13 protein-coding genes are annotated in these 13,776 nt (G+C 38.8%); 8 read left to right on the top strand and 5 right to left on the bottom strand.

Annotated elements, in window-relative coordinates:
* Positions 1-163: 163 nt before the first annotated feature.
* Positions 164-532 (top strand): ribosome recycling factor family protein, encoded by a 369-nt coding sequence (locus tag H5084_RS16885; RefSeq protein WP_182691728.1) that lies wholly within the window; start codon positions 164-166, stop codon positions 530-532.
* 139 nt (positions 533-671) lie between these two features.
* Here the strand turns inward: H5084_RS16885 and H5084_RS16880 are convergent, their stop codons facing one another.
* Together H5084_RS16880 and H5084_RS16875 are read right to left on the bottom strand one after the other, a co-directional pair.
* Positions 672-1,073 carry a DUF1801 domain-containing protein gene (locus tag H5084_RS16880; protein WP_182691726.1) on the bottom strand — a complete coding sequence of 134 codons (402 nt, stop codon included), beginning with the start codon at positions 1,071-1,073 and terminating at the stop codon, positions 672-674.
* Positions 1,074-1,482: 409 nt separating this feature from the next.
* Positions 1,483-2,850 carry a formimidoylglutamate deiminase gene (locus tag H5084_RS16875; RefSeq protein WP_182691724.1) on the bottom strand — a complete coding sequence of 456 codons (1,368 nt, stop codon included), beginning with the start codon at positions 2,848-2,850 and terminating at the stop codon, positions 1,483-1,485.
* 202 nt (positions 2,851-3,052) lie between these two features.
* On the opposite strand from H5084_RS16875, the gene hutC reads away from it, so the two are divergent.
* The 6 genes from hutC (at position 3,053) to H5084_RS16845 (ending at position 10,846) form a co-directional block, all read left to right on the top strand.
* Entirely contained in the window at positions 3,053-3,811 is a 759-nt protein-coding gene (gene hutC / locus H5084_RS16870; protein ID WP_028867907.1) for a histidine utilization repressor, read from the top strand.
* Positions 3,812-4,257: 446 nt separating this feature from the next.
* Positions 4,258-5,790 (top strand): histidine ammonia-lyase, encoded by a 1,533-nt coding sequence (hutH, locus tag H5084_RS16865; protein WP_182691722.1) that lies wholly within the window; start codon positions 4,258-4,260, stop codon positions 5,788-5,790.
* 142 nt (positions 5,791-5,932) lie between these two features.
* Positions 5,933-7,156, top strand: coding sequence for an imidazolonepropionase (gene hutI / locus H5084_RS16860; protein ID WP_182691720.1), 1,224 nt, complete (start codon positions 5,933-5,935; stop codon positions 7,154-7,156).
* Positions 7,149-8,012 (top strand): N-formylglutamate deformylase, encoded by an 864-nt coding sequence (hutG, locus tag H5084_RS16855; RefSeq protein ID WP_182691718.1) that lies wholly within the window; start codon positions 7,149-7,151, stop codon positions 8,010-8,012. The genes hutI and hutG overlap by 8 nt, the downstream gene beginning before the upstream one ends.
* Positions 8,012-10,009, top strand: coding sequence for a urocanate hydratase (locus H5084_RS16850; protein ID WP_182691716.1), 1,998 nt, complete (start codon positions 8,012-8,014; stop codon positions 10,007-10,009). Before hutG ends, H5084_RS16850 begins: the two co-directional genes overlap by 1 nt.
* A gap of 108 nt (positions 10,010-10,117) precedes the next feature.
* The gene (locus tag H5084_RS16845; RefSeq protein WP_182691713.1) at positions 10,118-10,846 is read left to right on the top strand and encodes a HutD family protein; all 729 of its coding nucleotides are present in this window, start codon (positions 10,118-10,120) and stop codon (positions 10,844-10,846) included.
* Here H5084_RS16845 and H5084_RS16840 read toward each other — a convergent pair.
* The 3 genes from H5084_RS16840 to znuC all read right to left on the bottom strand — a co-directional run bounded on the left by H5084_RS16840 (position 10,835) and on the right by znuC (position 13,063).
* On the bottom strand, positions 10,835-11,374 hold the full coding sequence (locus H5084_RS16840; RefSeq protein WP_182691712.1) for an isochorismatase family protein: 540 nt from the start codon (positions 11,372-11,374) through the stop codon (positions 10,835-10,837). The two genes, H5084_RS16845 and H5084_RS16840, sit on opposite strands and share 12 nt — an antisense overlap.
* A gap of 116 nt (positions 11,375-11,490) precedes the next feature.
* Complete coding sequence (locus H5084_RS16835) at positions 11,491-12,330, bottom strand: iron chelate uptake ABC transporter family permease subunit (protein WP_220485996.1); 840 nt, start codon at positions 12,328-12,330, stop codon at positions 11,491-11,493.
* Positions 12,269-13,063, bottom strand: coding sequence for a zinc ABC transporter ATP-binding protein ZnuC (znuC, locus tag H5084_RS16830; protein ID WP_182691710.1), 795 nt, complete (start codon positions 13,061-13,063; stop codon positions 12,269-12,271). Before znuC ends, H5084_RS16835 begins: the two co-directional genes overlap by 62 nt.
* 231 nt (positions 13,064-13,294) lie before the next feature.
* Between znuC and H5084_RS16825 the strand changes: the two genes are divergently transcribed.
* On the top strand, positions 13,295-13,776 hold a 482-nt coding region (locus H5084_RS16825), incomplete at its 3' end, for a metal ABC transporter solute-binding protein, Zn/Mn family (protein ID WP_182691708.1).

Below are 13,776 nucleotides of genomic sequence, written 5' to 3'. Positions count from 1 at the left end.
TGCATGGTGATAGTATTACTGGCGAATTGATGTGCATCTAATCCTTGCCTTTAGCTCAATCGTTTCCCTAGTAATAACCTGACTAACTTTATATTATATTTTTGTTATCATGGTTTTACATTATTCCCATTCGGCAAAGCCGTTAACTTATTAAAGGCACAATGTGTTAAATAATGTTTCAGAGTTGTTATCCATCAAGTTGAATAATTTTATTCATCGTATTGATTCTAAAGCATTAATGGTAGAACTGGCTATTCAACATCGATGTAGTTTAAAGCGTATTCGTCGTTCTAAAAATTGGGGATTGGTAGGGGAAAAAAAAGATCTTATTCAACTCAGTCTATATTTTAGGGAAAATAATAGTCTTTGGATTGCAGAAGCGATTGATAAAGCATTACCAAAAGCAACCGTAAATTTATCACTCTTATTAAAATCGAACCCAGATATCACAGTCAATGAATTAGTTGCAGCATCTGGTTGTTCATTGGTTGAAGCGAGAGCTGCGATTGATTCAGCTGAACAACTTATTTGATGTGGTTAGTTAATAATGAAACTTTTTATTTTGAAAATACACCGTGGCGATTATAAAGCGTGGCTTTGTATAACTCGTAGAAAATGATTAAAATTACCTTTAGTTCATTGAATCAGAAACAATAAAACTCCCATTATTTTTATGCTCCTAATAAATCTAAATGTTTAATTTTCTTGTAACGTAAAGACATAGAAATACAATGCGCTAACTCTTGAGGTACTGGTTGGTCAATTTTCAAGATGATTGCGCGATTACCATCATATTTAAAAATATCGCCATAGACTTCTTTAAATGTATCAACGAGTGATGTTTTACAATTAAAGTAAATACAATACTGCTCAGGATGATTTGCTTTCCAATCAAATCGAACCGTACTCCCTGTTTTGCAAACGTAACTCGGTTCGCCCCACTTTAAGGTTTCCGTGATATCAGTTATTCCATCTTGCTTAGCAATGCTAAAAATTATATTTCGAATTGTATTCAGTAAAACAGCAATATGTTCAGGGTAGGTTTCAAACTTTTGTTTAACATTTAAGTCCATTAGAGAGTCCGCTTTACCAAGAAGTTTAATAGGGGGCGAATATATAGTCAAAAACTATGTTCCCCCTCTTGTACAGTCTGATGATTGAGCTAACCATTTAACCGTTTGCTTCATTTATAACATAAACAAAAGTGCTCTTCACTCAACTTGCCTTTACTGCACCAACTAAACATCTCAGTTTGTGAAAAAAGATGGCGCTGTAATTTCCCATAAGAATTAACCTATTAATTTGTGTATCTTGAATCATAATGGGATCCATTCATATTAAGTTATCTACCTAGCTCCAATGCTGCCTAGCTTCAATGCTACCTATTGTTAATGCTAATTAGCGAATGTAAAGTGTACAAAAATGAATAAGGTACAATAACGGACTTTTTTAAACTCCATGTAAAACTGTTACTGTTAATTTTTAACCCATAAACAGTCTCTTTAATAATGCAGTAAATTCTGACCTAGCGAGATCTTCATTGATATGTTTGAAATCGCTGATCACAGGTTTTCCTGCTACGTAAACATGCTTGATTAGGTTTTCATTACAAGCAAATAACCAACGGTTAATAATATCTTCATTGTTACTTGCAGCAATAAAAGGGTGTTGATTATCTAGCACCATAAAGTCAGCTCGGTGTCCTACTGCTAAACCTAATTTTACTTGTGCTGCTTGATTCCCGCCAAGTCGTGCTTGGTTTAATAAAAAGTCACCTACATGATTCTGTTGATCACTATAAAGCCGATTACGTTGTTGATCTCGTAGTCGCTGGCCGTATTCCAGCGATCGCAATTCTTCTACTAGTGACAAACTAACATGGCTGTCCGAACCAATTCCCCAACGCCCTTGAGCTTCCATAAATGCTACCGCAGGGAAAATACCATCGCCGAGGTTTGCTTCTGTTGTTGGACATAAGCCAACGACTGCTTTGCTTTTAGCGATTGTGAATAATTCATCTTTATCAAGGTGTGTGGCATGCACTAAACACCAACGTTGATCGATGCCTATTTCATTATTTAACCATTGCACCGGACGTTGACCACTCCAGGCCAAACAATCTTGTACCTCTTTTTGTTGTTCTGCTATATGGATATGAATAGATATTTGATTGGATGTCGCGCTTAATACTGTTTGTATTTGCTCTTGAGTGACGGCTCTTAATGAATGGAAACAAATGCCTAAACGATGTAATGGATGATCTGCGAATTGTTTTTCACAGGCCTGATGCAATGCTAAATATTGGTCACTATTGTTGATGAACCGCTTTTGTCCGCTGTTAGGCGCTTGCCCTGCAAAACCTGAATGTGCATAAAGCACAGGTAGTAGTGTTAAACCTATTCCAGCTGTATCAGCGGCGTGCATTAATTGTTCTGCCATTTCATTGATTTGAGAGTAGGCTTGGCCATTTTGTTGGTGGTGTAAATAATGAAACTCTGCAACTTGGGTATAACCCGCTTTGAGCATATCAATATACAGTTGGGTTGCAATAATACGCACATCATTGGGAGTGAGTTGTTCAACCATTTTATACATCAGGTCACGCCAACTCCAAAAGCTGTCTTTAGGATCTAAGCTGACTTCAGCCATTCCAGCCATAACGCGTTGAAAAGCATGTGAGTGAAGGTTTGCAATTGTAGGTAACACTGGCCCATTTAAACAGATTGCCTTGTTTGCCACTACGTTGGTAGTGATGCTTTTGATGCAACCATCGATGACGTCGAAGCGAACATTATCTGCCCATCCATTTGCTAACAATGCTTGTTTTGCAAAATAAACCTGTTTAGTCATAAAACAATTCCACTATAATTGATTAAAAATACACACTAAAAAGTGTTTATGAGTGTAGCCTAACCTATCTTGTATATACAAGATAAACTTGAATCTATCTCCTATCTGTTATAACTACAAAATACTGGGTATAATTGCTTATTAAACCGTTTTATTTTTAAACGTTGTATTAATTGCCCCCTCTTTTAAACAAGGTAAAATCGTGACCGAAACTACCAGTAGCATGATGAACAAGCTTTCTCAGTCGATAGAGGACTCTCCAGCCCCTATTTATGCGCGCGTGAAACAAGCAATCTGCCTAAAAATTAACAGTGGTGAATGGCAAGCTAACCAACGTGTACCTTCAGAATCGGAGATGGTTAAAGCACTAGGTGTAAGTCGAATGACGGTGAATCGTGCGCTTAGAGAGTTAACTGATGAAGGGATCTTAATTAGACAACAAGGTGTCGGTACTTTTGTTGCGAAGAAGAAAACCCATTCAGCACTTTCTGAGATCCATAATATCGCCGATGAAATTGCGCAACGGGGTAATCAACATCGCGCGGAGTTAATCGAGATAATACGCACTAATGCGAGTATGGAAGAGGCTATCAACCTTTCAGTACGCACCAATCATACGATATTTCGTGCAACCATCGTACATTTTGAGAATGATCTACCGATTCAAATTGAAGAGCGAGTAGTCAATGCGACCCTGGCTCCAGACTATGACAAGCAAGATTTTCAACAGAATGAGACCTATGATTACCTGATGAAAGTGGCACCTATGACAGAGGGCGAGCACCTTGTTGAAGCAGTAATGCCTTCAGCTAACGAATGTAGACTATTACAAATTCAAGCTAATGAACCTTGTTTACAAATAAAACGCCGCACCTGGTGTGATGACCAATTAGTAACGACCGCCCGCTTGCTTTCTCCTGGCTCACGGTTTCAACTCTTCGGCCATTTTGGCGGTAAATAGTCTTATATTTGAATGACGTATTATTTTATCGTATTAAATGTATAGCTCTTTTAGCCTTTTGATATAAAACCCACTTATCCATTTAAGTAATAGCAGACTGCAATGTTCTGCTATTACTTTGCCACTTTGTACTAATCATACTTATTAAAAGCACTGGCTTTTTATTGAATTTTTTATCAAGAGAACAATTTTTGACATTAACTGACGTATTAAACTGAGCCACTTTTCCTACGTAAAAAGTAAGATCACATATTTACTAAAATACACATCATTACTTTTACAAATGACTTGCACCGAATATTAAATGCTATTAGTATCAAATTTATAGTTGTATATACATGTATATTTAATTACGTGTAATTACATTTACTGAACAAAATACAAGTTTTATCTATCTTCCAACAGATAGGTAAAACTAAGTAACGTATGTTATGGAGAATTACACTATGTTTGAATTGACCATTAATCCAGGAAAACTGACGCTTAATGAATTACGCAAGATTAGCCGTGAAGCCGTAAAAATATCTTTGCATGAAAGTGCCATTGAAGGGATCCACGCCAGTAATCAGATAGTTAATGATGTTATTGCCGATGACCGTGCCGTCTACGGAATTAATACTGGATTTGGTCTACTCGCCAACACCCGTATTAAAACTGAAGATTTAGATGAATTGCAACGTAGTATCGTACTATCGCACGCTGCAGGTATTGGTAAATTAATGAGTGATGCTACCGTAAAATTGGTGATGACATTAAAAGTAAACAGCTTAGCACGTGGGTACTCTGGCATTCGCTTATCAGTGATTGAAGCATTGATCACCTTGGTTAATAAACAAGTTTATCCATGTATTCCACAAAAAGGTTCAGTTGGTGCCTCTGGTGACCTTGCACCCTTAGCTCACATGAGTGCCGTACTTTTAGGTGAAGGTCAAGCACGCTATAAAGGTGAGATCATCTCTGGGCAGGCTGCATTAGCGATTGCTGGTCTTCAACCTATTACACTGGCACCGAAAGAAGGTTTAGCATTGCTTAATGGTACGCAAGCATCAACAGCTTTTGCTTTAGAAGGTTTATTTCATGCCGAAGATTTGTTTGCTTCTGCCATTGTTTGCGGTTCGTTATCCGTTGAAGCTGCGCTAGGTAGCCGCAGTCCTTTTGATGATCGTGTTCACCAAGTTCGTGGTCACCAAGGACAAATAGATGCAGCCGCTGCATACCGTCATCTATTACGTGATAGCAGTGCAATAAGTGAATCTCATGTTGATTGTGAGAAAGTACAAGACCCTTATTCTTTACGTTGCCAGCCACAAGTCATGGGGGCTTGTTTAGATCAAATTCGTAATTCAGCTAAAACATTACATATTGAAGCAAATTCAGTTTCTGATAATCCGTTAGTGTTTGCACAAGATGGCGACATTATTTCAGCGGGTAATTTCCATGCTGAGCCTGTTGCGTTTGCCGCAGATAATTTAGCATTAGCAATTGCTGAGATTGGTAGTTTATCGGAACGTCGTATGGCCTTATTGATTGATAGTGGCTTAAGTAAGTTACCGCCATTTTTAGTTAATAATGGCGGTGTTAACTCTGGCTTTATGATCGCGCAAGTGACGGCAGCGGCATTAGCGAGTGAGAATAAAAGCTTAGCGCATCCAGCCTCTGTAGATAGTTTGCCCACTTCCGCAAATCAAGAAGACCATGTTTCGATGGCAACTTTTGCAGCGCGTCGTTTAAAAGATATGTCTGAAAACACACGAGGAATTTTAGCCGTTGAAATTCTGTCCGCAGCTCAAGGTATTGATTTCCGAGCACCACTTAAATCTTCTGATGCATTAGAACAAGCAAAAGCAGAATTGCGCGCACAAGTAGCATTTTATGATAAAGACCGTTACTTTGCGGCAGATATCGAAAAAGCGAATAACTTGTTAATACAAGCCGTACATAATGAGTTGATGCCTGCACAATTATTGCCGAGTCTATGATCTCGTGTTTATAAATAACCATACAAAATCTTGTTTTGGTTAATTAAAAGTAACGTTAACGATTGGGTGGTGTTTAAGGAAAGTATTCTTTTATTGAACATCATTTTTAAGCTTAATATTTCAATATAACTGTGGGGCATTTATGAGCACTTCCCTAAAATTTGATTCACTTTGGACTGGGTTTCATGTTGCTACAATGTGCGATGGTCAATATCACTGCATAGAAAACGCTGCGATAGGCGTTACTAACCAACGTATAAGTTGGATTGGAAAGGAAGCCGATTTACCTGCTCATCAATCTCAAATAGAACATGACCTTGGTGGTGGCTGGGTTACCCCTGGCTTAATTGATTGCCACACACACTTAGTTTTTGGCGGTAATCGTGCCACTGAATTTGAACAGAGACTGAATGGTGTAAATTATAAAAGCATCTCTGAAAATGGCGGCGGTATTGCTGCTTCCGTGAAATCAACACGAGAAGAAACCGAGCAACAATTAATACAATCAGCACAAGTTCGATTACAGGCGCTGATCAAAGACGGTGTGACGACTGTAGAAATTAAATCAGGTTATGGGCTATCTACTGAACACGAAATAAAAATGTTGCGTGCCGCTCGTGCTTTAGCAACCAAGCTTCCCATTGAAGTTAAAACCACTTGCTTAGCTGCGCATGCTTTACCTCTAGAGTTTAAGGGGCAAGCAGATGCTTACATTGATTATCTATGTGATGAGTTGCTACCTGAAGTCGCTAGATTAAAACTAGCTGATGCCGTCGATGCTTTTTGTGAAAATATTGGTTTTAGCAAAGAGCAGGTAGCACGTTATTTCAGCACCGCACAATCTTTAGGGTTACCCGTTAAAATTCACGCTGAACAATTATCTTCTCAAGGTGGCACTGAGATGGCTGCCAACTTTAAGGCACTTTCAGCGGATCATATCGAATATATAACCGAGCGAGACGTAAAAGCCATGGCTAACGCAGGCACGGTTGCAGTGTTATTACCGGGCGCATTTTTTACCTTAAAAGAGACACAAAAACCACCTATTGCCCTACTGCGACAATATAACGTACCAATGGCTATCGCTACCGATTCAAACCCTGGGACTTCGCCTGTACTTTCTCTACGATTAATGATGAACATGGCTTGTACTTTATTTTCTCTTACTCCAGAGGAAGCCCTAGCGGGTGTGACCATTCATGCAGCTAAAGCACTTGGTTTAGCTGAAACACATGGCGAATTAACTATTGGCAAAGTCGCCGACTTCGTTTGCTGGAATGTACAAAGTCCCGGTGAATTAAGTTACTGGATAGGTGGTGAACTTTTGAAAACGCGTGTTAAAGCAGGAGAAATTACTCATGGCTAATGACTTAGGAGGGGTAGTAGAAAATGAAGGAAATAAAATACTATCTCCCTTTAATTTTTTTCAAGGTGATAGTCCGATCCTGGTCAGCATGCCACATTCAGGTACCAAACTTATTACTGGTATGCAGCAAAGAATGACCGAACAAGCGAAAGTATTACCAGACACAGATTGGTTTATACCTGAACTTTATGATTTTTTGCAAACGATGAATATCAGTAATATTAGTGCTAATTATTCTCGTTATGTGATCGATTTAAATAGACCTTCTGATGATCAGCCACTGTATGCCAGTAAAACAACAGGACTATTTCCTGACATTTTGTTTTCTGAGCAGCCGGTATTCTTAGCTGAACAAATACATTCAGAAGCATTGAAAATGCAAATAAAAACAAAAATCTGGGCACCCTACCACCAAAAAATCAATGATGAACTAACACGTATTAAAAATAAGTTTGGTTATGCGATCTTGTTCGATGCACATAGCATCGCAGCATTTGTGCCCATGTTATTTACAGGAAAATTACCTGATTTCAACTTTGGAAATAATGATGGGGTTGCTTGTGCACCTGCGTTGTTAAATATTGTAGACAAAGTCATCGCTGCAACCCCCTATCAGCAAGTGAGTAACGGTCGCTTTAAAGGCGGTTATATCACTCGTTCATTCGGCAAGCCGCAACAGCAGATTCATGCCATTCAATTAGAGTTATCACAGGCAACTTACCTCAAGGATAACGCTAATAACTATCAACTCGATCCTGCTAAAAAAACACAAGTAAGTGCGCTTTTACAACAACTATTTCAGGCTTTACTCGCAGCTGGTAACCCAAGCGATTTAAATATTAAGGAAAACAGATAATGAATTTTAAAGAGATGATTTTAGAAGGGATCCCAAACACGCTACCAGAAAAAAAACAGCGTAACATCGAGTTGAGCCACGCCCCTAAAAGAAAAGATATTTTAACTCCCACTGAAAAAAAATTAGCGATAAAAAATGCATTAAGGTATTTCTCTCCTGAACATCATCAAGTTCTTGCTGAGGACTTCTACGAAGAGCTACAAAATCACGGTAGAATTTATATGTACCGTTTTATGCCAAATTATAAAATATCAGCAAGGTCAATTGATGAGTTTCCACATCAATCAAAACAAGCAGCGGCTATTATGTTGATGCTTAGTAATAACCTTGACGCTGCAATAGCACAACACCCTGAAGAATTAATTACCTATGGAGGCAATGGATCTGTTTTTTCAAACTGGGCGCAATATCTTTTGACCATGAAATATCTGGCTGAAATGACTGATCAGCAAACCTTAGTTTTATACTCTGGGCATCCAATGGGGTTATATCCATCACATAAAGATGCACCTAGAGTGGTCGTAACAAACGGGATGATGATCCCAAACTATTCTAAACCGGACGATTGGGAAAAATTCAATGCGCTTGGTGTGACTCAATACGGTCAAATGACCGCAGGTTCGTTTATGTATATTGGTCCACAGGGTATTGTTCATGGCACCACTATTACGGTATTAAATGCAGTACGAATGATCAAGAACCGTGACCAATCTGTATTGCCTATCTTTGTTACTTCAGGTTTAGGTGGCATGAGTGGTGCACAGCCAAAAGCTGCGGTTATTGCGAAAACGATTGGTATTGTTGCTGAAGTTAACCCTAAAGCGGCTTATAAAAGGCATCAACAGGGTTGGGTTGACGAAGTACATGAAGAGATGGATAAGCTGATTGAACGTATTCGTTTAGCAATCAAGGAGAACACCCCTGTTTCTTTAGCTTATCTTGGTAATATCGTTGATCTGTGGGAACGCTTAGCAATTGAAGATATTACAATTGACCTGGGTTCGGACCAGACTTCGCTACATAACCCTTGGGCTGGTGGTTATTACCCAACAGATTATAGTTTTGAAGAAGCCAATGAGATGATGGCTAATGACCCAGAAAAATTTAAACAAGCGGTACACAATACTTTAAAAAGACACGTAAATGCAATTAATACATTAACTACTAAAGGCATGTACTTTTTTGATTATGGTAATGCATTTTTGTTGGAAGCAAGTCGTGCTGGCGCGAATATTTTAAATCAAGATGGTTCATTTAAATACGCTTCCTATGTGCAAGATATTATGGGGCCTATGTGCTTTGACTATGGCTTTGGCCCCTTTAGATGGGTATGTGCATCATCTGATGGTAAAGATCTTGATACCACGGATCAAATTGCAGCAGAAGTATTACTGGAAATGCACAAGACTGCTCCAATTGAAATAAAACAGCAGATTGCTGATAACTTACTTTGGATCCAAGAAGCGAAAGAAAATAAAATGGTGGTTGGGTCTCAAGCTAGAATTCTATATGCCGATGCAGAAGGCCGTATGAAAATTGCCATCGCTTTTAATAAAGCAATCAAAGAAGGAAGATTAACAGCACCAGTGATTTTAGGGCGAGATCACCACGATGTTTCAGGGACAGACTCACCCTATCGCGAAACATCAAATATCTACGATGGTTCTCAATTTACTGCTGATATGGCAATTCATAATGTGATTGGTGATTCATTCCGTGGAGCAACCTGGGTCAGTATCCACAATGGAGGCGGTGTTGGTTGGGGTGAAGTGATCAACGGTGGTTTTGGCATGATGTTAGACGGTTCAGAAGACTGCGATCGTCGTGTTAAATCGATGCTGCATTGGGATGTAAACAATGGTATTTCAAGAAGAAGTTGGGCGCGAAACGACGGTGCAGTATTTGCGATTAAACGCGCCATGGAAATGGAACCAAACCTTAAAGTAACTATTCCAAACATTGCAGATGATACGCTGCTTGATGAACTTATAAATTAGCCATTAGGATTGACTGTATCGTGCCAAAGCGAAATAGCTATTTCCCTGCTCATATGAAATCTTGTATGGGCAGGCATGAGATGAGTAATTCCAACCAAGGTAAATAACGTGCTTGAATATCAAATACTATTACCACAGCACTACAAATCGATGCCCTGGAAAAATGGTCTTGGCACTACGCTTGAAATTGAACGTTACGACGATAAAAACGGGTTATGTTTTCGCATTAGCCAAGCGAGAGTGGTCGAAGATGGCATTTTTTCTGACTTTAGCCACTTACAGCGGACTCTAGTGCTGCTGTCAGGTCAAGGAATAACACTTGAACATTTACATCAACAACAGGATCATAGCGCTAGCGATGTACATGAATTAACCAGGCCATTAGATATGGCTCATTTTGATGGAGGAGATAAAACCTTAGCAACTCTTCATGATGGAGGAATTGAAGATTTGAATATTATGGTTAGAAAAACGGATACAACTGCAAAGGTTATTGTCATGAAGCTTGGGCGAGCGTTAGTAATATCAGGTTCTGACCAACGGTTATTTAGCGCCTATTATGCCAATAGTGATTGTAACCTGTACCTAAATACAGGTAATGGAAATGCTTATGTTGTTGAGTTACCTAAAAATAGTTTATTACGTTTAAAAGTAGAACCCTGGTTAACAAACAGTTTTAACAGCAAATCTGCAGCTCCCTTGAGTGATACAAGCACAAGTAATAACATCACTTCTACTACTGTCACCGCCAAAATAGTAACGACGAAAACGTTAACGACATTAACAGTAACTAAAGGTGCTGGTGTATTCATCGACATAACAAGTTTAACGGATTAATTCTAATATTTGTTTAAATTCAGGATCTCGGCAATCTTTTACTAGTTCATATAAGCACATCTCTAATCCTGTCGTATTAACGCCACTATTTTGTAATGCATTAATAGCAAGTTGCTTATTAACAGCAAGTCGAGAGCCGATACAATCACTAACAAGCTCTACCTTATAACCTAGCTCCGTGAGACCTTTTGCAGTTTGATATACACAAATATGTGCTTCAATGCCGCATATTAACCAAGTTGATACATTGGTAGCTCCGATTAAATCTAGAAAATCAGGTGATTCACAAGCATTGAAGGTATATTTTGTTATCAGTTCGATTTCATCAAGTAAAACACTAAGCTCATCAACGGTAGAACCTAACTTTTCCGGGTTTTGTTCTAGCCAGATGATAGGTAGATCAAGCGCCAGTGCCCCTTTGATTAATTTTTCACAATGATCGATCAAAACATCACTTTCATCCACTAAACGCGCTAGTTTTCCCTGAATATCAACGACAATAAGTCCGGTATTTTCTCTCATTAACATCTGAACCTCCTATTCGAGCGACTATGTTTAAGATATTAATCGGAATCATCGAGAATCTAAAGCTATTTTCTAGCGCGTGTTTGGAGCAGTTCTGTAGCGATACAAAATTATTGCAATCATTTTCTAGGAATAATTATACTCAGTAAAAACAACAAACAACCGCTGACGACAATCGATGGGCCCGATGGTGTATCGTAATAATAGGAACCAAGTAATCCGCCAATGACCGAAAAGCAACCAATAACAATTGCTAATATGGCCATCATTTCCGGTGTGCTAGCAAAACGACGAGCGGTCGCAGCGGGAATAATTAATAAAGCCGTGACTAATAACATCCCCACCACTTTCATCATGATCGCGACGGTTAAAGCTATCAAGCCTAAAAAAAGCCAATTGGTGCGATCCACAGGAAGCCCTTCAACTCGGGCTAAATCTTCATGGATAGTGATCGATAATAGTGGTTTCCAAATCCACATTAGCCCTAAAAGAGCAACGCCACCTGCACCATAAATCCAATACAGATCGGTCGCACTTATTGCCAGGATATCGCCAAACAGATAGCCGACTAAATCTATTCTTACATCATCCATATACGCTAAGGCCACTAAACCCAAAGAAAGTGAACCATGCGAAAGAATACCGAGTAAGGTATCACTGGTTAATTGACGTTGATACTGGCTAACAAAAAGTAATATAGCTAATGTTTGGCAAATAATAAAAATCCCCAGCGTCAGGTTAATATTTAAAATAAAACCTAAAGCAACACCTAGTAATGCAGAATGAGATAAAGTATCTCCAAAATAAGCTAAACGGCGCCAGACTACAAAAGAACCAAAGGGACCCGCAACTAATGCGACACCAATGCCCCCTATTAAAGCTCTTAATAAGAAATCATCAATCACTTTTTTTACCCCCTGAATGTTCACAAAATTGGTTATGTTGGTGACTGTGTTCATGCTCCTGAGAGAGTGCATGCTTGTGTTCGTGACTTTTTTCATGAACGTACAATGCCAAATGACTTGCTGCATGCTTTCCAAACAACTGCGCATAAGCAGGATGACTAACAACGACTTCAGGCGTACCGCTACAACAGATATGCTGATTTAAACACAACACCCGATCAGTAGATGACATAACAAGATGAAGATCATGTGACACCATCAAAACGGCACAGTTTCTCTCCGTTCGAACTCGACTGATCAGGCTATAGAGTTCAGATTGGCCATGCACATCAACACCTTGCACCGGTTCATCCAACACTAATATATTGGGATTTCGTATTAATGCGCGTGCCATCAATAAGCGTTGTAATTCTCCGCCTGATAATGTGTGTAACGGAGCATCGATAATATGTTCAGCACCGACTTCTGCTAGTAATTCTTCAAACGGTTTTTTATGAGCTGTCTTTGCTAATGCTAAAAAGCGTCTGACAGTCATTGGAAAAGTCGGATCAATATGAATTTTTTGAGGCACATAACCAATGGTTATATTATCGGCAAGCTGAACAGTACCGGAGGTTGGCTTTTGTAATCCAAGTGCGACACGTAATAATGATGTTTTACCTGCACCATTTGGTCCAACGATGGTGACTATTTCAGCGGTATTTAGCTGTAAATTAATATTCTCTAAAAGCGTTCGTTCTCCTAATACTAGGTTAATTGCATTTAAATTAAGTAATGCTGTATTCATATTATTTCTTATTCCTTACTCGGCTAAAAATATTGTAAAGCTTAGCTTGTTCAATGATTACTTAGTGTTATCTAATTTTTATAAGCAACTATTTACTAATAGAAAATAGTACATTAACAATACAAATTAAAAACAAGTAATGTTATCTTATAACAAAACTTTAAGTTATATTATAACACTACGTATCGTTATAATATAACAACTTTCATAAACTACTTAAGAGAAGGCAAGATGAAAAAATTATTATCCCCATTGATATTGATTACAGCCCTATTACAACATTCAGTAAATGCGGCTGAAAGCCCACAGGTTGCTGTTAGTATTAAACCAATTCACTCTTTGGTGAGTGGTGTTATGGAAGGCGTTGGGACACCACAGCTGATCGTTAAAAGTGGTTCACCACATGGATATACTTTGCGCCCATCAGAAGCGAGAACATTATCACATGCTGATCTGGTTATTTGGGTTGGTCATGAGCTGGAAAGCTTTCTTGATAAGCCATTAAAAACCTTAGCAAAAGATGCCAAAAAACTTGAGCTAGCAGATCAGCTAGCAGCATCATTGTTGACAAAACGAGACTCTGAAAACTGGGAACATCATGATCATAAAGAGCATGCAGCACATGATGACCACGACGACGATCATAAAGAGCATGCAGCACATGATGACCACGACGACGATCATAAAGAGTATGCAGCACATGATGATGACCA

The sequence above is a fragment of the Psychromonas sp. SR45-3 genome (assembly GCF_014163575.1).
Classification (GTDB): domain Bacteria; phylum Pseudomonadota; class Gammaproteobacteria; order Enterobacterales; family Psychromonadaceae; genus Psychromonas; species Psychromonas arctica.
This window is presented reverse-complemented; position numbering and strand designations above follow the sequence as displayed.